This is a genomic window from Mesorhizobium sp. J8 (genome assembly GCF_016591715.1).
GTDB lineage: Bacteria > Pseudomonadota > Alphaproteobacteria > Rhizobiales > Rhizobiaceae > Mesorhizobium.
Map to the genome: position 1 here is coordinate 794,239 of NZ_AP024109.1, position 18,112 is coordinate 812,350.

General features: G+C 66.6%; 19 protein-coding genes and 1 tRNA gene. 7 read left to right on the forward strand and 13 right to left on the reverse strand.

The genetic code is table 11. The annotated features are described in order from the left end of the window. Window positions 1-12: 12 nt before the first annotated feature. The 3 genes from MJ8_RS03775 (at window position 13) to MJ8_RS03785 (ending at window position 4,093) form a co-directional block, all read left to right on the forward strand. The gene (locus MJ8_RS03775; RefSeq protein WP_201413159.1) at window positions 13-2,166 is read left to right on the forward strand and encodes an indolepyruvate ferredoxin oxidoreductase subunit alpha; all 2,154 of its coding nucleotides are present in this window, start codon (window positions 13-15) and stop codon (window positions 2,164-2,166) included. Beyond that, window positions 2,159-3,742, forward strand: coding sequence for an indolepyruvate oxidoreductase subunit beta family protein (locus tag MJ8_RS03780; protein ID WP_201413160.1), 1,584 nt, complete (start codon window positions 2,159-2,161; stop codon window positions 3,740-3,742). Before MJ8_RS03775 ends, MJ8_RS03780 begins: the two co-directional genes overlap by 8 nt. Window positions 3,743-3,826: 84 nt before the next feature. Further along, window positions 3,827-4,093, forward strand: coding sequence for a GCG_CRPN prefix-to-repeats domain-containing protein (locus MJ8_RS03785; RefSeq protein WP_201413161.1), 267 nt, complete (start codon window positions 3,827-3,829; stop codon window positions 4,091-4,093). A gap of 201 nt (window positions 4,094-4,294) precedes the next feature. Here the strand turns inward: MJ8_RS03785 and MJ8_RS03790 are convergent, their stop codons facing one another. The 10 genes from MJ8_RS03790 to MJ8_RS03835 all read right to left on the reverse strand — a co-directional run bounded on the left by MJ8_RS03790 (window position 4,295) and on the right by MJ8_RS03835 (window position 10,617). Next, on the reverse strand, window positions 4,295-5,530 hold the full coding sequence (locus MJ8_RS03790; protein WP_201413162.1) for a DUF1501 domain-containing protein: 1,236 nt from the start codon (window positions 5,528-5,530) through the stop codon (window positions 4,295-4,297). A gap of 16 nt (window positions 5,531-5,546) precedes the next feature. Further along, a complete protein-coding gene (locus MJ8_RS03795) occupies window positions 5,547-7,004 on the reverse strand; it encodes a DUF1800 domain-containing protein (protein ID WP_225248117.1) in 1,458 nt (485 codons plus the stop codon). A gap of 105 nt (window positions 7,005-7,109) precedes the next feature. Next, a complete protein-coding gene (locus MJ8_RS03800; RefSeq protein WP_201413163.1) occupies window positions 7,110-7,397 on the reverse strand; it encodes a GCG_CRPN prefix-to-repeats domain-containing protein in 288 nt (95 codons plus the stop codon). A gap of 112 nt (window positions 7,398-7,509) precedes the next feature. Next, window positions 7,510-7,953, reverse strand: coding sequence for a periplasmic heavy metal sensor (locus MJ8_RS03805; RefSeq protein ID WP_201413164.1), 444 nt, complete (start codon window positions 7,951-7,953; stop codon window positions 7,510-7,512). Beyond that, window positions 7,950-8,399: a hypothetical protein gene (locus MJ8_RS03810; RefSeq protein WP_201413165.1), complete on the reverse strand. Its 450-nt coding sequence runs from the start codon at window positions 8,397-8,399 to the stop codon at window positions 7,950-7,952. Before MJ8_RS03810 ends, MJ8_RS03805 begins: the two co-directional genes overlap by 4 nt. A gap of 74 nt (window positions 8,400-8,473) precedes the next feature. Further along, a complete protein-coding gene (locus MJ8_RS03815) occupies window positions 8,474-9,013 on the reverse strand; it encodes an RNA polymerase sigma factor (RefSeq protein WP_201415290.1) in 540 nt (179 codons plus the stop codon). 45 nt (window positions 9,014-9,058) lie between these two features. Then, the gene (locus tag MJ8_RS03820) at window positions 9,059-9,484 is read right to left on the reverse strand and encodes an EF-hand domain-containing protein (protein ID WP_201413166.1); all 426 of its coding nucleotides are present in this window, start codon (window positions 9,482-9,484) and stop codon (window positions 9,059-9,061) included. Between the two features lie 153 nt (window positions 9,485-9,637). Then, the gene (locus MJ8_RS03825) at window positions 9,638-9,826 is read right to left on the reverse strand and encodes a YodC family protein (protein ID WP_040986255.1); all 189 of its coding nucleotides are present in this window, start codon (window positions 9,824-9,826) and stop codon (window positions 9,638-9,640) included. 147 nt (window positions 9,827-9,973) lie between these two features. Continuing rightward, the gene (locus tag MJ8_RS03830; protein WP_201413167.1) at window positions 9,974-10,186 is read right to left on the reverse strand and encodes a hypothetical protein; all 213 of its coding nucleotides are present in this window, start codon (window positions 10,184-10,186) and stop codon (window positions 9,974-9,976) included. A gap of 355 nt (window positions 10,187-10,541) precedes the next feature. Beyond that, window positions 10,542-10,617: transfer RNA gene (locus MJ8_RS03835), tRNA-Thr, on the reverse strand. Window positions 10,618-10,954: 337 nt separating this feature from the next. Between MJ8_RS03835 and MJ8_RS03840 the strand changes: the two genes are divergently transcribed. Next, window positions 10,955-12,151, forward strand: coding sequence for a hypothetical protein (locus MJ8_RS03840; RefSeq protein ID WP_201413168.1), 1,197 nt, complete (start codon window positions 10,955-10,957; stop codon window positions 12,149-12,151). 64 nt (window positions 12,152-12,215) lie between these two features. Here MJ8_RS03840 and MJ8_RS03845 read toward each other — a convergent pair whose 3' ends face one another. Beyond that, a complete protein-coding gene (locus tag MJ8_RS03845; RefSeq protein WP_201413169.1) occupies window positions 12,216-13,817 on the reverse strand; it encodes a cisplatin damage response ATP-dependent DNA ligase in 1,602 nt (533 codons plus the stop codon). 238 nt (window positions 13,818-14,055) lie between these two features. Continuing rightward, window positions 14,056-15,066 (reverse strand): ligase-associated DNA damage response exonuclease, encoded by a 1,011-nt coding sequence (locus tag MJ8_RS03850; RefSeq protein WP_201413170.1) that lies wholly within the window; start codon window positions 15,064-15,066, stop codon window positions 14,056-14,058. Between the two features lie 99 nt (window positions 15,067-15,165). Here MJ8_RS03850 and MJ8_RS03855 point away from each other — a divergent pair, with 99 nt between their 5' ends. The 3 genes from MJ8_RS03855 to MJ8_RS03865 all read left to right on the forward strand — a co-directional run bounded on the left by MJ8_RS03855 (window position 15,166) and on the right by MJ8_RS03865 (window position 17,155). Beyond that, entirely contained in the window at window positions 15,166-16,101 is a 936-nt protein-coding gene (locus MJ8_RS03855; protein WP_201413171.1) for a class I SAM-dependent DNA methyltransferase, read from the forward strand. 74 nt (window positions 16,102-16,175) lie between these two features. Beyond that, window positions 16,176-16,550, forward strand: coding sequence for a hypothetical protein (locus MJ8_RS03860; protein ID WP_201413172.1), 375 nt, complete (start codon window positions 16,176-16,178; stop codon window positions 16,548-16,550). Between the two features lie 74 nt (window positions 16,551-16,624). Further along, window positions 16,625-17,155, forward strand: a complete 531-nt coding sequence (locus MJ8_RS03865; protein ID WP_201413173.1) for a GTPase — start codon at window positions 16,625-16,627, stop codon at window positions 17,153-17,155. Here MJ8_RS03865 and MJ8_RS03870 read toward each other — a convergent pair. Continuing rightward, window positions 17,152-18,093 (reverse strand): 2-hydroxyacid dehydrogenase, encoded by a 942-nt coding sequence (locus tag MJ8_RS03870; protein WP_201413174.1) that lies wholly within the window; start codon window positions 18,091-18,093, stop codon window positions 17,152-17,154. The genes MJ8_RS03865 and MJ8_RS03870 overlap by 4 nt on opposite strands. Window positions 18,094-18,112: the final 19 nt, after the last annotated feature.

Sequence of the window (18,112 nt, forward strand, 5' to 3'; positions counted from 1 at the left end):
AAGGAGGCAGAGATGGCCGAACGGTCTTTTGCCAAGGAAGTCGAAAAGCTGAGGTTAGGGGCCGGCCAGGAATTCGCCGGCGAAGGCATCCTCGCCATCACCAAGGCGCTCCTGCAATGCGGCGTCGGCTATGTCGGCGGCTATCAAGGCGCACCGATCAGCCATCTGATGGACGTGCTGGCCGACGCGCAGGACATCCTGGGCGAGCTCGGCGTGCATTTCGAGGCGAGCGCCTCGGAAGCGACCGCCACGGCAATGCTTGCCGCCTCCGTGCATTATCCGATTCGGGGTGCGGCCACCTTCAAGTCGACGGTCGGCACCAATGTCGCATCCGACGCGCTGGCGAACCTGGCGTCCGGCGGGGTCACCGGCGGCGCGCTGATCATCGTCGGCGAGGACTATGGCGAGGGCTCTTCCATCATGCAGGAGCGCAGCCACGCCTTTGCCATGAAGAGCCAGGTCTGGCTGCTCGACCCGCGGCCGAACCTGCCGTCGATCGTCAAGGCGGTGGAGGACGGCTTCGAGCTGTCCGAGGCGTCGAACACGCCGGTGATGCTGCAGGTGCGCATCCGCTGCTGCCATGTGCATGGACACTTCATCGCCAAGGATAACAAGCGCCCGCCGATGTCGGTTGCCGACGCGCTGTCGGCGCCGCGCCGCGACACCGGCCGCATCGTTCTGCCGCCCGCCTCCTTCCTGCATGAGAAGGAGAAGGTTGCCAAGCGCTGGCCGGCCGCGGTGGATTTCATCAAGAGCCGTAAGATCAATGAGATCTTCGGGCCGGACCACGGCTCCATCGGCATCGTCATGCAGGGCGGCATGTACAATTCCGTCATCCGCGCGCTGCAGCGGCTCGGCCTTGCCGATACCTATGGCGACACCGACGTGCCGCTTTACGTGCTGAACGCCGTCTATCCGCTGGTCGATGACGAGTTCCTCGCCTTCTGCGAAGGCAAGCAGGCGGTGCTGGTCGTCGAGGAAGGCCAGCCCAACTATATCGAGCAGGCCTTTGCCGCGATGCTGCACAAGGCTGGGCGCGGCACCAAGCTGGTCGGCAAGGAGCATCTGCCGATGGCCGGCGAATACACCGGACAGGTGATGCTCGACGGTATCGGCTCCTTCCTGCGCGCCAACGCTCCGCATCTTCTGCCCGGCGAGGTCCGTGCTCCAAACAAGCTGGGCGAAGGCGTCGACACCGCCGACCTCGTCAATGTCGTTCCTGGCCGGCCGCCGGGCTTCTGCGTCGGCTGCCCGGAGCGGCCTATCTTCGCCGCGACCAAACTGGTCGAGCAGGAGCTCGGCAAGCACCACATCGCCTCCGACATCGGCTGCCATCTGTTCTCGATCATGCCGCCCTTCGAGCTCGGCGCCACCACCATGGGCTACGGCCTGGGGCCGGCCTCGGCCTCCGCCTTCAATTCGCCGGACGCCAAACGCCGCTCGATCTCCTTCGTCGGCGATGGCGGCTTCTGGCACAACGGCCTGACCTCCTCGATCGGCAACGCCGTCTTCAACCGGAATGACGGCGTCATCGTCATCGTCGACAATTTCTACTCGGCCGCCACCGGCGGGCAGGACATCCTGTCGTCGCGCGCCAACAACCGCACCAAGTCCACAAAGCATCCTATCGACGAGGCGGTGAAGGGCATGGGGGTCAAATGGCTGCGCCACATCGACCGCACCTATGATGTCGGCAAGATGCGCGCGGCGCTGCGCGACGCGCTGACCACCGAGGAGAAGGGGCCGAAGGTCATCGTCGCCTCGTCGGAATGCATGCTCAACCGGCAGCGCCGCGAGAAGCCGCTGGTCGACAAGGCGATCAAGGGCGGCGAGCGCATCGTGAAGCCGAAATTCGGCGTCGACGAGGACATCTGCACCGGCGACCACGCCTGCATGCGGCTCTCCGGCTGTCCGTCGCTGTCGGTCAAGTCGCTCGACGATCCGTTGCGCGACGATCCGGTCGCCTCGATCGACCAGAACTGCGTCGGCTGCGGCAATTGCGGCGAGGTGGCGGATGCGGCTGTGCTCTGCCCGTCCTTCTACCGCGCCGATGTCGTCCACAATCCCGGCCGCTGGGACCGTTTCCTCGAAAGCGCGCGCCGCGCCGTGATCGGCTTGCTGCAGCGCCGCCGCGAGAGCCGCCGTTTGATGTTCGCCGATGCTTGACCATAACTCAGCGCTGCGCCCGAAATCGGGCTCTTTAGACGACGAGCGGGTGATAAAGCTCGCCGTGCTTGCCGTCGGCGGCCAGGGCGGCGGCGTGCTGGCCGACTGGATCACCGACGTCGCCGAGCGCAACGGCTATATCGCGCAGTCGACCTCGGTGGCCGGCGTCGCGCAGCGCACCGGCGCCACGATCTATTACATCGAGATGGCCCGCGACACCGGCCGGCTTCCGGTCTTCGCGCTGTCCCCCTCGCAAGGCGACGTCGACATATTGATCGCGGCCGAGCTGATGGAAGCCGGCCGCGCCATCATCCGCGGTTTCGTCACGCCCGAGCGCACGACGCTGATCACCTCTTCGCATCGGATCGCCGCCGTCTCGGAAAAGATCGAGCCGGGCGACGGCCGCGCCTCGCCGGAAAAGGTGCATGCGACGGCGCAGGCTGCGGCCAAGCGCTTCATCGCTTTCGACATGGAAAAGATCGCTGCCGACAATGGCACGATGATTTCGGCCAGCCTGCTCGGCGCGCTGGCCGGTTCCGATGCGCTCCCCTTCACCCGTGAAAGCTATGAGCAGGCGATCGGTGCCGGCGGCCGTGGCGTGAAAGCCAGCCTCGCCGCCTTCGGCGCGGCTTGTGACCGCGCGCGTGGCATCGCGGCCGCCCCGCCGGCCGAGCAGGCAGCGAAGCCTGCCGCTGCCGAACCCAAGTCGGCGGCGAAGGTCAGCGGCCCCGAAACCTTGTTGAAAGGCTGGCAGGAGCTTGCCGCCCGCGTCGCGGCGTTGCCGGAGCCTGTGCGCGACATGGCCGAGCGCGGGCTGAAGAAGGTGGTCGACTATCAGGATATCGCCTACGGCGCCGAATATCTCGGCCGGCTGGACAAGGCCGTCGCGCTCGACAATACGGAGCGCGGCTACGCGTTGTCGATCGCCGCGGCAAAGCATCTTGCCAATGCCATGTGCTACGACGACATGATCCGCGTCGCCGATCTCAAGACGCGTTCGACCCGCGACAAGCGCGTGCGCAGGGAGGTCGGCGTCAAGCAAGGCGCGGTTCTGCAGGTCACTGAATATTTCCACCCGCGCATCGAGGAGTTCTGCGGCACGCTGCCGGCGGGGCTCGGCAGCTATATCGAGAACCGCCCGAAACTCTCTGCCTTCCTCGACCGCCGCATCAATCGCGGCCGCCACATCCGCACCGACAGTTTCACCGGTTTTGCGATGCTGTGGTTCATCGGCGGCCTGCGCCGCTGGCGCCGCCAACTGTTGCGCCACAAAGTAGAGCTCGAGCATCTTGAGCGTTGGTATAGCCTGGCGCTTAGCCACGCCCGCCAGGAGTACGCTTTGGCCACCGAGGTCCTGAATTGCCGCCGGCTGATCAAGGGCTATAGCGACACCCATGCCCGCGCCCAGTCGAAGTTCGACCGCGTGCTCTCGGCGCTGCCGATGCTCGAAGGCCGCGACGACGCCGCCGACTGGATCCGCCGCCTGCGCGAAGCGGCGCTGAAGGACGAGAAGGGCGACATGCTCGACGGCGCGCTGAAGACGGTGGCGACGCTCAATGAAGGCGCCGCCCGATAACGAGTATGTGATCGATCTCGCTCCGACGGAATCCGGCCCCATCCTCCGTTTCACGGAGGTAGGGACGAATTACGGAGACAACGCATGTTCGCAAAATACTTTCTGCCTATCGCTCTGGCCGCCGGCACCTTGATGTCCGCCGCCGGCTCCGAGGCTATGCCGCTTGTCAAGCCGAGCGCCGCGCCGCTGCCGATTGAAAGTGTCGGCTGGCGCTGCGGCCCTGGCTGGCACATGAACCGCTGGGGCAGATGCGTGCCGAACCGCCGGGTGATCATCCGCCCGATGCATGTGCGCCACTGGCATCCCGGCTTCTGGTTTCACGGCCGCTGGCATCCCGGTTTCTGGAGCTGATGATCCGTCGAGGGATCGACGCCCGCGGCGGCAACGGCGCGGGCTTTTTCCAAGGAATCGGTGGGCCTTCGCGCCAGCAATTGTGATTGGCCGAGACCCCTCAGCCTCGTCATCCACGGGCGAAGCAAGGAGCGGAGCGACGCGGCGTAGAACGGAGGATGACGAACTGACAGCCGCCGGCGCTATCGCTGAACCCTGCGTTCACGCCACCAGATCCCGCATCGGCTTCACCGCTGCCGACTCCGGAAACACCTGCTCACCGAGCACCGCAGCCGACAGCCCGAACTGGTCGGCCAGCAACCCCTTCAGCACCGCGCGCACATCGCTGGTCGGCGCGAGGTCGCGGCCTTCGTAGAGCTGCGCCGGCTTCAGGCCCGGCCAGTCGGCGATGACGCGACCGCCCTTGATCGCGCCGCCGGCGAGCAGCACCACCGTGCCGGTGCCGTGATCGGTGCCGACAGTGCCGTTGATGCGCGCCGTGCGGCCGAACTCGGTGATCGCGACGACCGCCGTGTCCTTCCAGCGCGCGCCGAGCCCTTTCTCGAACTCCTCGAAAGCGCCGTCGAGGCCGCCGAGCAGGTTAGCGAGCCGGCCGGTGGCGCCGCCTTCGTTGACATGCGTGTCCCAGCCGTCGAAGGCGAGTGCTGCGACACGCGGCCCGTCATCGGCCGCCATCAGCCTCGCCGCGCCTTGCGCCGACTGGCGCATTCCGGCGGCATTGTCGAGGCCGCCTTTCGGCTTGATCGTCTTGTCGAACTGGTCGCCCGTCGCCATGCGGTCGGCGTCGAGTCCTTTCTGAAGTGCTGCGGCCAATACCGGGTCGCGATGGTTGTAGAGGTCGAGCACGCGCTCGGCCAAGGCATCGCCGGGCGCCGGCAGGGCCTGCGGCGCCCAGCCGAGCACGGGCGCGCCGCCGCGGATCACCAGCGGCGTCGACGGCCCCACGGCCAGCCCGCCGAGCTTAGCCACGCGCTCGCCCGGCGGCAGGCTGGCCAGGGCTCGGTTGAGCCAGCCGGTCGTGGCGTTGCCGGGTCCCGGCAGGCCGCTCTCCAGCACGTCCTGGCCGTCAAAATGCGAGCGGTCGCGATAGCCGGTCGCGGCGGCGTGCACCGCCGCCGCCTGGCCCGCCTTGAACAGGCGCGCAAACACCGGCATTGCCGGGTTGACGGCGAAGAAACCGTCGAGCGGCAATGCCGGGTTGGCACCTGAGAGCGAAAGCGCGATGTCGCCATGCAGGCCAGCATAGTCCGGATCGCCGACCGGCCCGACCGTCGACAGGCCGTCCAGCGCGCCGCGCAGCACGATGACGATCAGGCGCGGGTCGCGGCTATCGGCGGCGCGCACGAAGCGCGGCAGGTAGGCCCAGGCGAACAGCGCGCCTCCGGTCATCAGGACGGCGCGGCGGGAGAGGTTCGGGGTTTCGCAAAGAAGGCTCATGGCCGCATCTCCATTGCTACCGTCGCTGGAACTCCGGCGCCATCAACAGAAGCGCCAGGCCCTGCTGCTTGGACTCGGCGCGTGCAATCGCCTGCCGCGTCTCGGCCGAGGCGGACGGGCCGATCAGCGACGCCAGCGTCGCGTCGGGATCGCCAATGTCGTTCGCCTGTTTCGCGGCCTGCCAGGCGATGTCGAGCCGCGTCTTGAGACCCTCGGCTGAGGCCCATGCGTCCGTCCGGTCGGGAAAGCCGTTCGGCCCCGGCGGTCGCCACAGCGGCTCGCCGAGCACGCTTAGCCAGCGAAGCGACCGTTGCGGTTCGTTGCCGGCCGTCGCACCGGCCGCCCGCCGCAGCGCCACGACAAAGTCCAAGGGCGAGCGCAGCTTGGTCAGCGGCGTTGACCAGGCTTCGGGCATGTCGATCAGCGTCAAGGCGATCGAGCGCAGGTCGCCATCGGTCTTGGTGAAGACCGTGGCTAGGCGCGCGACCGCCGCCGGCGGGGGATCGTCCGCGATGAAATGGCGGGCAAGCTTGGTGGCGATGTGCCGCGCGGTGGCCGGGTGGCGGGCAATGTCGTTGAGCGCGGCCTCCGCCTGGCCCATGCCGCCGTCGGGATAGGTCTTGCCGAGCAGCATCGCCTTGCCCGGCTGGTGCGCGTTGGCGTTGAAGACGAAGGTCCCCGGCTCTCCCAGCCGGCCCTCGCGGCCGGCCATCGTCCAGCCGGTCAGCATGGCGGCGAAACTGGTGACGTCGGCCTGGGTATAGCCGCTGCCGACGCCCAGCGTATGCAGCTCCAGGATCTCGCGGGCGAGGTTCTCGTTCAGGCCGCGGCCGCGCCGTTTGCCGGCGCGGGAATCGGGGCCGATGGACTGCTGGTTGTCGAGATAGAACAGCATCGCGGGATGATGCTCGACGGCCAATAGCATATCGGCGAAGCGGCCGAGCACAAAGGGGCGGATCGCCTCGCGTTCGAAGGCGCCCGCGCAGGCGCGCACGACCGGCGCCTTGGCGACGGAAACGCAGAAATGGTTCGACCAGAAGCCGATCAGCCGCTCCACGAAGCCCGGCGCCGCGGCGAGCGCCTTGTCGAAGCGGGCCTGCGCCTCGTCGCGATAGATGTCGGCCTCGACGCGCGGGACTGACGGCTTGGCTTTTGTCACGGCCGGGCCGGCTGGATCATCCGCTGCCATCGGCTGCATGGCGGCCGCCGTCTTCTCATCCCGCGCCGCCTTGCGTTCCATGGCGGCCGCCATGCTGGCCTGGATCGCCGCGGTGCTGTCCAGCAGCCCGGCATTCCGCGGATCGTCGGAAGGGATGAGCGCGATGTCCTGCTGCTTGAGCTCGGCCTTGAGGTAGCCACGCGGATCGGCGGCGATCTTGCCGAAATCGTCGCCGGGCCTTGCGCCGAGGCCGAAGCGGTGGAGCGCCACCAGCGCCGGATCAGGCGGGACGGAATTGGAAACGGGTGCGGCCAACGAAGCCTCCGTCCGAAGCCGACGCAGACCGCGCCGGTCGACATGTTCCATGATCGCAAGAGCGCTCACGGCGCCGGCCGCAGCACCGGCGCCACGAGCGGGCCGTCACCAACGGCGCCAGTGGTGCCAGCGATGGTAAGGATGCCAGACCGGGCCGATATAGACGCTCGGTCCGCCCCAGTAATAATAACCGGGATAGATGACGCGGCGGTTGGGCACGCAGCGGCCCCAGTAGTTGGGATGCCAGCCCGGACCGCAGCCCCAGGCGACGTGCTCTATCATTGCCGGCGTGGGTGCGACCGGTGCGATCGGCGTCGCCGAGGCGGCGGTTGCGGCGGCCGTGCCGCCGATGGCAAGCGCTGCCGCGAGCGAATACTTCGTCAGACTGTTCATGGCATACTCCCGAAGGTTTCGAGCTTGAAGAGAACCTGCCCGCCGCTGAAGGCGGTCACAGGCCTGTCCCTCTTTCCCTTGAACGGAGCGCGCCCGTCCTTTCCGTCGCTGCCTATGGCGATTTTTTTGCAGGCGGCGGCTGCCGGCCGGCGCGCCGAAGCAGTGCGTCCGCCAGCAATTGACGATCCTCCGCCGATCCCGATGCGGCGAATTCGATGATGCGCTGTTCCAGCCGCGTGCGGATCGTGACATCGGCGTTGCGCGCCCGCTCCAGGGCGGCGGCAAGCGCGTTGCTGTCGAGGGTGGGTTGCCGCAGCAGGTTCGCCGCTTCGCGCCGCGCGGCCTGACCGTCGAGGATCACGTCGCGGGATTCGCGGCGCACGTCGCGCAGTGCCTGGCGGAAGACCTTGCGGTCGGCGGCCGGCAACCTGCCGCCGGCGGATTCCAGCGAAAAGCCCGGATTGGACTTGCCGATCAGCCAGCCCGCCCCGCCCGCGAGCGCGCCGATCAGAAAGACGTTGAGCACCAGGGATGCCGCGACGAGACGGGGGCTCATAGATCCTCCTCAATTTGGTCGGCATCGGGGCCGGCATCGCCGAAGGACGTCGCATTGGCGTCCATCACATAGTGGTCGGGCTGGATATCCGGGCTGACGACGGTCACCAGCGCCAGCCCGGCCACGGCGCCGGCGAGCCCGACGCCGGCAAGTCCGAAGCCCAGCCACCAGAACCGCCGCCGGCGCTCCTGCCTGACCTGGGTGGCCGCGCGGGCGACGATCGTGCGATGCAGCGCCGGCCCGGGGGCTTCGACCCGATGGCGGTCGAGCATGGCGTCGAGCCTGCCGGCGCGCCGCAGGACGGCGCGGCCCTCGTCGGTCTCGGCAAACAGCATCGCGGCGGCCTGCTCGGCCGGCGGCCAGCGGTGCAAGGCGCTGCCATAGGCATCCGCCAGCGCGGCGAAGCGCCCGGCATCCATAGGCCCGTCCGAAGGTTTCTCAGCCATGTCGTTCCCCCTTCCGCCGTTCCGGCGTGCCCCCCCCCGCCGCCGTTCTCGGAATTCGCAGTCCCCTCACGGTCTCAATCATCGCCATCTCCAACGAGCATGGCCTGCAACGAGCGACGACCTCGCGCGAGCAAACTTTCCAGCGCATCGACGCTGACCTGCATGGCGCCGGCGGCCTCGATGTTGGACAGCTCCTGATAGTAGACCAGCACGATCGCCTCGCGCTGGCGCGGCGCGATGCGCTGCAGCGCCTGGTTGACCCTGCGCTCTTCGTCGCCCGGCATGGCGTCGGGCAGCGGCGTTTCATCCGCAACCTCCGGCAACTCGTCCGTCGTCCATTCGCGCCGGCGCCGCAGCCGGTCGTAGCAGAGATTGAGCGCCACCCGGTGGATCCAGGTGTCGAACCGCGCGTGTCCCTGGCGCCAGCCGGAGGCGTGGCGCCAGATGCGCATGAACGTCTCCTGGGCGACGTCCTCGGCCTCCGCCGCGTCGCCGAGCATCCGGGCGGCCAGGGCCAGGATGCGCGGCAGCTTGCGCGCCACCATCGCCTGCACGGCGGCGGCGTCGCCGGCGCCGATGCGTCGTACCAGTTCCTCGTCCGGATCGGCACCCATCAATCTGGGCGCTCGCATGTATCATTGCGCGGCATAACCTCTTGGTCATTGCTCCTCGTTGGGAGCGGATTTGTGGCCCGGCCTCTCGTCGGCGCCAAGCACGCCGTCGCCGTTCTTGTCCAGCTTGGCGAAGCGCTTGGCCAGCAGGGCGTCGAGCTCGCCCTTGTCGACGAAGCCGTCCTTGTTGGTGTCGATGCGCGCGAAGGATTTGGCCGGATCGCCCTTGGCCTTGCGCGCGGTCTGGAAAGCGGTCCATTCGGCGAGGCTGACCTTGCCGTCATTGTCGGTGTCGGCCCGCATGAACGCCTTTTCCCGACGCGCCTCGAACTTTTCCAGCGTCAGGCCGGATTTGGCGGCAGCCGAGCTGTCCGGCGTCGTCTGGGCGGGCGCGGGGGCAAGGGTCGTCGCCTGGGCGGTCGCCACGGCGGTCTGCAAGCCAAGGGCAAGGGCGAATAGGGCGGGGCGGATCATGCTCTCGTCTCCGGTTGGGCGCGGCCATTGGCGGCCACGCTTCAGCCGTTGAACGCGGCGAGGAGCAAAATCCGTCGGTCCATTTTCGACCGGACAAAAATCCCCGGGATCCGGCACTGCCGAACCGGAGGCTTTTCCAGGGGAAGGAGGCGACTATCTTGGCTGGTCGACGACCACCAACTGGTCCGGCTTGAAGCCTGCATGCTGCGGCGTCCAGACGTCGCCCTCGCGGTTGAACCAGTGGCACAGATACGTGCCGGAAGCCGCACCGTCGCTGACGGTCATTTCCGGGCCTCCGGATTTCAGCCTGACGACGTCTCCGGTCTTGAAACTATTGGGCATTTCGACCTCCCATGCTGACAACGGGAGTTTCCCACCAACATCTACTCCCGACAATGGCCGAGATTCGCCGATGACGTGGTACAGGGCTGGGAAGCTGTGCCGGACCATGCCGACAGCCGAAGCGAGCGGCCCGATCGCTCCTTGGGTTCAATCCGTGTCGCGCTGAGGAGCCGGCGGCTGCGCCGACCGGCTGTCGTCTCCTGCCGGGCGGACGGTCATGGACATTTCATCAGGCCACAATGCCTGTGCCTTGATCACCGCCGCCAAAAGATTGTCGGCTTCGACGCTTCCGATCTCAGTCAGAATCGGGTTGTTGCCTCCTGCTTCGAAATCGACGTGATAGACTGTCCAACTCCTCATAGCATTTCAGACAATCTGCGTCTCGGCACGGGCACACGAATGGGAAGCCCGGCTCGCTTTGTGGTCAGGATTTTGAGATCCGCAAGCCGGGCATGCGCCGACCGATGGGCGGGGGGCTTGGGGTTATCAGCCGGCGCGATCGCAAGACTGTCTGATTTGCCCGCTGGCCCACAATCGACCGAGGTCCATGCTGCTGGACGCATTGGTCCGAAAGAACCAAAGATATAGCCCCTTATTCCGTTGGGGCAGATTGCGTCCGCCGGCGATCTTTTGTCGCTTGCCTATTGTCCATGGCTCACGGGTGGACCGCCCGGCGCTCGGCTTCCGTCAACAGCTTGGTTCTCGTGGAGAAATTTGGTGCCGCTTGCGTGACTCGAACACGCGACCCCATCATTACGAATGATGTGCTCTACCAACTGAGCTAAAGCGGCCCGGGAAGCGTCAGGCTTCCAGAATGGGCTGGGTGATAGACTCAACCGCTCGCTAATTCAAGATGGGCAGCGGTGAATTCCGGCCTCGCCGGCGGCAATTACGATCTACGGTTACCACGCGACGGGCGCATGCGCGGCCCGTGGCGGCGTGCGGGCTGCCCGTCTCTTGCGGTCGGCTGGCCGGCGCGGCCGTGCCGGTGGTGACGAAAAATGTTGATTCTTCAACAAAAAATGCCGAAATGGCTTTGGCCGGCAAGGCAGCCGCTCGCCGTTGATTGATTGGCCGCCCGCGGCTAACGGTCAGACAACCGGGAGCGAACGCGCAGAGGGAGCTCGCTTGGACCCCATCGAGAAAGCGATCCGCAATGCCTTCGAGAAAGGCAATGCCGAGGACCGGGCGTTCCGCGAGAAGGTCTATCGATCGGCCTTTGCCGCGCTCGACCGCGTCCTCCAGGCCAATCCGAACGTCACGGTCGAGGCCGCAATCAGCCGCCGCAAGGCGGTGCAGGCCAAGATCACCGAGATCGAATCGGAGTTCCTGCCGGCCGTCCCCGAGGTGACGCTGCCGCCGGAGAGCGTCGCGCCGGCCGGCAATCGCGCCGCCGATCCCCGCGTCGAAGCGCCGGCCGAATCGGCCGCGCCCCCGGTCGACGCGCCGCGGCCGCCGTCGCAATCAGCGCCTTCGCCCTCGATCACCGTCGACGGCCCGGTGCAGCCCGATGCTTCGGACCAGCCGCGCTCACGCGTGCTGCCGCGCGTGCCCGACATCATGCCGGATGAGGCGGCGCTTCCCGATGCGCCCTCGCTCGATGATTCGCCGGGCGCTCCCGTCGGCAACGGCGCGCAGGTCGCGCCCGACCGCGACGAGCGGCGGATCAGGGGCCGGCGCCTGCCGCTGACCGCTATCTTCGTCGTCGTGACGCTGGTCGCGGCCGCCGGCATCGGCCTCTATTTCGCCAAGCAGAACGGGGTCTTCAAGACGGCGGCCGAGCTCGACACCGGCCCGCCGGAACCGGCGCCGACGCTGGACGACGAGGATTCCTCGCAGCCGGCCGAGCCTGGCTCGCCGCAGAAGCAGGGCGAGGCGGAGCAGTCGAAGAACTGGATCAACGTCTTCTCGCCCGCCGATCCGACCCGTGTCAGCACGCCGTCAGATGCCAATGCCGAAGTGATGAAGGACGACACAGGGCAATTCCTGCGCATACGCTCCGGCGCGTCGGGTTCGGCCATCGCCTTCGATGTCGGCCAGGGCGTGCTGGAGAAGCTTGCCGGCAAGCATGCCATGTTCGATATCGTCGCCCGCTCGGAAGAGGGCAAGGAGACGCAGATATCGGTAGATTGCAATTTCGGCGATTTCGGCGATTGCGGCCGCAAGCGCTACGCCGTCGGCCATGAGCGCAACGAATATCTGTTCGACGTGCAGTTCCCCGACAAGCATCCGGGCGCCGCCGGCACCATCGCGGTCAATTCCGACTTCGACCAGAAGGGCAAGTCGGTCGACATTTACGAGATACGCGTTTCGATCGCGCAGTGACCCGTGGCGCTCTGTCTATCAACGTTGGCGCCGCACCCCACCCGGCGGTTCGCCAGCGTGATTCTTAACGATCCAGCAGCGCCTGCAGCGTCTCGATGCGGTCGGCCTCGGCAGCCGGCTTGTCCCAGCGCAGCCGCGAGATACGCGGAAAACGCATGGCAACGCCAGATTTGTGGCGGGTCGAGCGGTTGAGGCCTTCGAACGCCACCTCCAGCACCAGGCCGTTCCTGCGGTCGGCGCGCACCGAACGCACCGGCCCGAAACGCTCTATCGTGTTGTCGCGCACATATTTGTCGATCTCTCTCAGCTCCTCGTCGGTGAAGCCGAAATAGGCCTTGCCGACAGGGACCAGTTCCTCGGATCCCTCGGGGCCGGACCAGACGCCGAACGTGTAGTCTGAATAGAAGCTGGAGCGCTTGCCGTGGCCGCGCTGCGCATACATCAGCACCGCGTCGATTGTGTGCGGATCGCGCTTCCACTTGAACCACGGGCCCTTCGGCCGGCCGGCGAGGTAGGGCGAATCCCAGCGCTTCAGCATCACCCCTTCGATGATCGGATGCGGCGGCGCCTGGCGCAGCCGCTCAAGCGTCTCCCAGTCGGCGAACGCGACCAGCGGCGAGAGATCGAAGCGGCCGGGATCAAGCGTCCCGACGAAAGCTTCGAGCCGCTTGCGGCGCTCGGCGAAGGGCAGCGCGCGCAGATCCTCGCCGTCGATCTGCAGCGCGTCGTAGCAGCGCATGAAGGCCGGATATTGTTGCTGGATCTTTGGCGACACGCTCTTGCGGTTCAGTCGCTGCTGCAGGTCGGAGAAGGTTCCGGTCGCCTCGCGCGGGTCGCCGACCAAAAGCTCGCCATCAAGCGCCGCTTCGAAATTCATGGCCGCGGCAAGATCCGGGAAGGCGCCCGAAACATCGTCGCCGGTGCGCGAGTAAAGCCGGCGCACGCCGCCTTCGCACACTGCCTGCACACGGATGCCGTCCCACTTCCATTCCGCCGCATAGTCGGCCGGGTCGAGCTTTTCGAGGTCCTTGTCATCGACGGCATTGGAGAGCATCACCGGCCGAAACAGCGCAAGCGCAGCACTCCTCGGCTTTTCCGCCCGGCCCTCCAGCCAGGCGAAGAGTTCGCTGTAGGGCGGCGCCAACCCGTGCCAGAGCTCCTCGATCTCGGCGACGTCGACCTGGCCGAGATCGGCCAGCGCCTGCTTGGCGAGTCGCGCCGACACGCCGATGCGCAGGCCGCCCGTGACCAGCTTGATGATGGCAAAGCGCGCCGAGATGCTGGCGTCGTCGAGGAGCCGCGCCAACACCCTTGGCCCGTCGGAGCGGCTTGCCGCCTGCAGCCTGCCGACCACTTCGGCCAGCGTCGGCACCTGGTTGGGAATATGCCCTTGCGGTTGCGGCCAGACCAGCGACACGGTCTCGGCGAGGTCGCCGACATAGTCATAGGAATAGCCGAACAACACCGGGTCCATGCGCTCGACCACCAGCGCCCGCAGCATCGCCGGCTTCACCGCCGCGATGTTGAGATCGCCGGTGATCGCCGCCAGCGCCAGCCCGCGATCGGGGTCTTCAACAGTGCGGAAATAGTCGGTCAGCAGCGTCAGCTTGCCGTTGCGCGACGGCGTCAGCACGAGACGGTCAAGGAGCTCGGCGAAGCGGTTCATGGGGATGAGGACCAGGCCAATGGCGAGGGCCGGCGCGAGGCGCCCCCCTCTGGCCTGCCGGCCATCTCCCCCTCTAGGGGGGAGATCGGATAGCGCGCCGGCTTTCGCCAATCTCCGACGCCGCAGGAGATGCGCCGGCGTTGAAACTGCCAATCTCCCCCCTTGAGGGGGAGATGGCCGGCAGGCCAGAGGGGGGCGCCATAGAGCGCTGCGACGGCGGTTGGCGAACTATGATCCATCAATCGCCCTCGTCCTCATATCCCACGAGATGCAGCGGCCTCGCCGTGATGCCCTCCAGCTCGCACCAGCGCACCAGCGCCTCCTCGCGGCCATGCGTGACCCAGATTTCTTCCGCGCCGGTCTCCTTGATCGTGATGATCAGCTCGTCCCAGTCGGCGTGGTCGGAAATGATCAGCGGCAGCTCGACGCCGCCCTGCTTGGCGCGTTGGCGGATACGCATCCAGCCCGAGGCGAAGCAGGAGATCGGATCGGGGAAACGCCGCGCCCAGCGGTCGGCGAAGGCGGACGGCGGGCCGACGACGATGGCACCGGCGAAATCGGCCTTGCTGCCGCTTTCCACCGTCGCCGGCTCGAGCTGGCCGAGATCGATGCCCTGGTTTTGATAATATTCGCTGAGCTTGGCCAGCGCGCCATGGATATAGATCGGCCTGTCGTAGCCGGCGTCGCGCAAAAGCCGCATCACGCGTTGCGCCTTGCCGAGCGCATAGGCGCCGATCAGATGCGAGCGTTCGGGGAATTGCGCCGCCGATTTGAGCACGCGCGCGATCTCCTCATGGTCCGGCGGATGGCGGAACACCGGCAGGCCGAAGGTGGCTTCGGTGATGAAGACATCGCATTGGATGGGTTCGAACGGCAGGCAGGTGGCGTCCTTCTGCCGCTTGTAGTCGCCGGAGGCGACGATGCGCATGCCCTGGTGTTCGACGCAGATCTGCGCCGAGCCAAGCACATGGCCGGCCGGATGGAAGGTGACGGCGACGCCGTTGATGTCGAGCGTTTTGCCAAGCGCGGCCGCCTGCGTCGTGCCTGCAAAATCCTCGCCATAGCGGAGCCCCATGATGTCGAGCGTCTGTTGCGTCGCAAGCACCGAGCGATGGCCGGAGCGCGCATGGTCGGAATGGCCATGCGTGATCAGCGCCCGCCCGACGGGCCGCACCGGATCGATGAAGAAATCGCCGGGCGGGCAGTAGAGCCCCTCCGGCCGGGATTTGAGCAGGTCGCTGGCGCGCATGGCATTGAACATAGTGGCTAAATTTACCGCGGGAAGCCTGTTGCAAGAGACTGCTGACTCGTCTTAAACCGGCCCGCCTCGCCGGGGGATCCTTCACGCATGAAACCGCTCCAGGCCTCGTCGGGCGATTTGAATGCCGACCGTCGCGCCGATTTCGCCGAGATGCTGCTCGCCTCGGGCCAGCCAGCGCAGGCGGCCGAGCTTCTGCTCGGCGCGCTGGAACTCGCGCCGCGATGGGCCGCGGGCTGGTTTCGCCTCGGCGAGATGCAGGAGGCGGCAGGCCTGCTCGACCAGGCCGCGCAGGCCTGGGCCATGGCGCTGAAGCTGGAGCCCGCGGACCGACTTGGCGCCGCGCTGAAGCTTCAACTGATCGGCAAGGCGCCCGCCGCCGAGGCGCCGCCCAGCGCCTTTGTCGAGACCTTGTTCGATCACTATGCCGACAGTTTCGAGGACTCGCTTGTCAAGAAGCTCGGCTACGGGCTGCCGGATTTTCTCGCGCGCGCCCTCGCCAGGGCAAGGCCTGGCCGGTTCCGGCTGGCCCTTGACCTCGGCTGCGGCACCGGCTTGATGGGTGAGAGGCTGCGGCCGTTCGTTGACCGGCTGGAAGGCTACGACATCTCGGCCGGCATGCTGAGGAAGGCGAAAGCCAAGGACATCTACGATCGGCTGACAAAGGCCGACCTTCAACATTTCTCCCATGCCGGCGACAGGGCCGATCTCGTGGTCGCGGCCGACGTGTTCATCTATCTCGGCGCCCTCGACCGCATAGTCGGCGCCATTGCCGGCATGCTTGCCGAGGGCGGTCTGTTCGCCTTTTCGCTCGAGACGCTTGCCGGCGGCGGCGATTTCGCCCTTTTGCCGTCGCGGCGTTATGCCCACTCCGAGGCCTATGCGCGGCAATTGCTTGCGGCGAACGGACTTGCGGTCCTGTCGCTGGAGAGCATGGTCATCCGGTACGACCGGCGTGATCCGGTCGAAGGCCTGGCGATCGTGGCCGGCTTCCCGGCTTCGGGGAGGAATCCGGCTAACCGATGAGCCCGTTCTTGCTGCGAAAAAGCCTGAATGGCATGGTCGGGGTGGCGCGGGGCAGACATCACGAGGAGAAATCCATGCGCTGGACCATGGTTGCGTTGGCGTCTTGCCTGACTGTTGCCGGATGCGTCGGCGGCACGTCGATGGCCGAGCGTCAGGACGAGGATGTCCAATCCTCATTGCAATATGACGATGTGCCTTGCGACCAATTGCTGGCGCAGCGCAATCAACTGGCGCGGCAGAACAATCTGCCCGTCACGGCCAAGCCGAGCTTCTCCAATCCGGCGATGGGCTTCGGCCCGTTCATACCTGACACGCGCTCCAAGGCGCAGCGCGCCAGCAACAAGGCGAGCGGCGAGATCGATGCGATGAACCGCTCGATCGAGCGCCGCGACTGCGGCAAGCCGAAGAAGAAGGAGACGTTCGGGCTGCCCGGCTCGAAGCCGTCCTGAGCGTTCGATACTCGATATTCCGTTAACGCTCCGCTGGATCGACGAGCGTTTGATCGCGCTTGAAAGACCAACCGATGAACCTCATGGACCTCGGCGACCGCATCTGCATTCTGGGACCGTCCAACAGCGGCAAGTCCACGCTCGCCAACGCGATCGCGCGCAAGCGCGCCCTGGAGCCCGTGCACCTCGACGTGCTTTTTCATTTGCCCAACACGGACTGGGAGCCGCGTTCACAGAGCGAATTCATTGCCCTGCACGATGCCGCCATCGCCGGCGAGCGCTGGGTGATGGACGGAAACTATTCGGTCTGCATGCCGCAGCGCTTTGCGCGGGCGACAGGCTTGATCCTGCTCGACATCTCCACCCCTGCCAGTCTGCTGCGTTACTTTCGGCGAACGCTGTTCGAAACCGGGAGGCTGGGCGCTCTCGAAGGCGGACGCGATAGCGTCAAATGGGATATGATCCGCCACATCGCAGTGGTCACGCCGCGAAATCGCCAGCGATACCGGACGATGTTCGAGGAACTCGACCTGCCGAAACTGCGGCTCGCCTCCATAAAAGCGATCAAGCGATGCTTTCACGCCTGGGGTTTGACCCTGAACTAATACCCCGCTTCGCGGTCGACCAAATTGTCGAGCCTTTCGCCGCGCTCGAAGGCCGCCATCTGGCGAAGCATGATCGGTACCAGGTGGGCCGGGTCCGAGGTCGCCGCCGCATGCGGCGTGACGAACACTTTCGGATGGCTCCACAGCCGGCTGGTCTTCGGCAGCGGCTCGACTTCGAACACGTCTAGGCTCGCTTCCTTCAGCGTGCCGTCGTCCAGCGCGCGCACGATGTCGGCGTCCTTCTGCAGGCGGCCGCGCCCGGCATTGATCAGCACGGCGCCGCCGAGGCCATTGCGCCGGCGCAGTTCCTTGAGCAGCCCGTAATTGACGATGCCTTGGGTTTGCGGCGTCAGCGGCAACAGCACCACCAGGATATCGGTGGCGTTGAGGAACGGGATCAGCCCCGCGTCGCCGGAATAGGTCGAAACGCCTTGCATCGGCCGCTCGCTGCGCGACCAGCCATTGACGGCGAAGCCGAGCGACTTGAGCGCCGAAGCCGCGGCGCGGCCAAGGCTGCCGAGCCCCATAATGCCGACGGAGATGTCGCCGGCCACCCGTTGCGGCGGCTCGTGCCAGATCTTCTTCTGCTGCTGGGCCCGGTAAAGCGAGGCCTGGCGATGGTGGTCGAGCACGCGCCAGACGACATATTCGACCATGTGCTGGGTAAGATTGTCGGCAACGATCTTGACGATCGGCACGTCGGGCAGGCCGGGATCGGCAAAGACATGGTCGACGCCGGCGCCGATCGAAAAGATGGCGCGCAGATTGGGCAGCGACTTAAGAAGGTTGGGCTTCTGCTTCCACACCACCGCATAGGTGATCGACGGGTCGTCGGCGCCGTTCGGCTCCAGCACGACCTCGCGCTCGGCCGAGAGCAGCTCGTGCCAGCGCTGCGGGTGGATGCCGGTGAGGGCAAGCAGGATTTTGCCTTTTTCCATTCTCGGATTTTTCTTCCCT

Excerpts from the sequence above, each read along its gene's own strand:
- MJ8_RS03865 (WP_201413173.1), top strand. The coding sequence starts at position 16,625 with ATGAACCTCATGGACCTCGGCGACCGCATCTGCATTCTGGGACCGTCC.
- MJ8_RS03830 (WP_201413167.1), bottom strand. The coding sequence starts at position 10,186 with ATGAGGAGTTGGACAGTCTATCACGTCGATTTCGAAGCAGGAGGCAAC.
- MJ8_RS03785 (WP_201413161.1), top strand. The coding sequence starts at position 3,827 with ATGTTCGCAAAATACTTTCTGCCTATCGCTCTGGCCGCCGGCACCTTG.
- MJ8_RS03815 (WP_201415290.1), bottom strand. The coding sequence starts at position 9,013 with ATGGGTGCCGATCCGGACGAGGAACTGGTACGACGCATCGGCGCCGGC.
- MJ8_RS03810 (WP_201413165.1), bottom strand. The coding sequence starts at position 8,399 with ATGGCTGAGAAACCTTCGGACGGGCCTATGGATGCCGGGCGCTTCGCC.
- MJ8_RS03790 (WP_201413162.1), bottom strand. The coding sequence starts at position 5,530 with ATGAGCCTTCTTTGCGAAACCCCGAACCTCTCCCGCCGCGCCGTCCTG.
- MJ8_RS03825 (WP_040986255.1), bottom strand. The coding sequence starts at position 9,826 with ATGCCCAATAGTTTCAAGACCGGAGACGTCGTCAGGCTGAAATCCGGA.
- MJ8_RS03820 (WP_201413166.1), bottom strand. The coding sequence starts at position 9,484 with ATGATCCGCCCCGCCCTATTCGCCCTTGCCCTTGGCTTGCAGACCGCC.
- MJ8_RS03855 (WP_201413171.1), top strand. The coding sequence starts at position 15,166 with ATGAAACCGCTCCAGGCCTCGTCGGGCGATTTGAATGCCGACCGTCGC.
- MJ8_RS03870 (WP_201413174.1), bottom strand. The coding sequence starts at position 18,093 with ATGGAAAAAGGCAAAATCCTGCTTGCCCTCACCGGCATCCACCCGCAG.
- MJ8_RS03845 (WP_201413169.1), bottom strand. The coding sequence starts at position 13,817 with ATGAACCGCTTCGCCGAGCTCCTTGACCGTCTCGTGCTGACGCCGTCG.
- MJ8_RS03850 (WP_201413170.1), bottom strand. The coding sequence starts at position 15,066 with ATGCGCGCCAGCGACCTGCTCAAATCCCGGCCGGAGGGGCTCTACTGC.
- MJ8_RS03805 (WP_201413164.1), bottom strand. The coding sequence starts at position 7,953 with ATGAGCCCCCGTCTCGTCGCGGCATCCCTGGTGCTCAACGTCTTTCTG.
- MJ8_RS03800 (WP_201413163.1), bottom strand. The coding sequence starts at position 7,397 with ATGAACAGTCTGACGAAGTATTCGCTCGCGGCAGCGCTTGCCATCGGC.
- MJ8_RS03860 (WP_201413172.1), top strand. The coding sequence starts at position 16,176 with ATGCGCTGGACCATGGTTGCGTTGGCGTCTTGCCTGACTGTTGCCGGA.
- MJ8_RS03775 (WP_201413159.1), top strand. The coding sequence starts at position 13 with ATGGCCGAACGGTCTTTTGCCAAGGAAGTCGAAAAGCTGAGGTTAGGG.
- MJ8_RS03780 (WP_201413160.1), top strand. The coding sequence starts at position 2,159 with ATGCTTGACCATAACTCAGCGCTGCGCCCGAAATCGGGCTCTTTAGAC.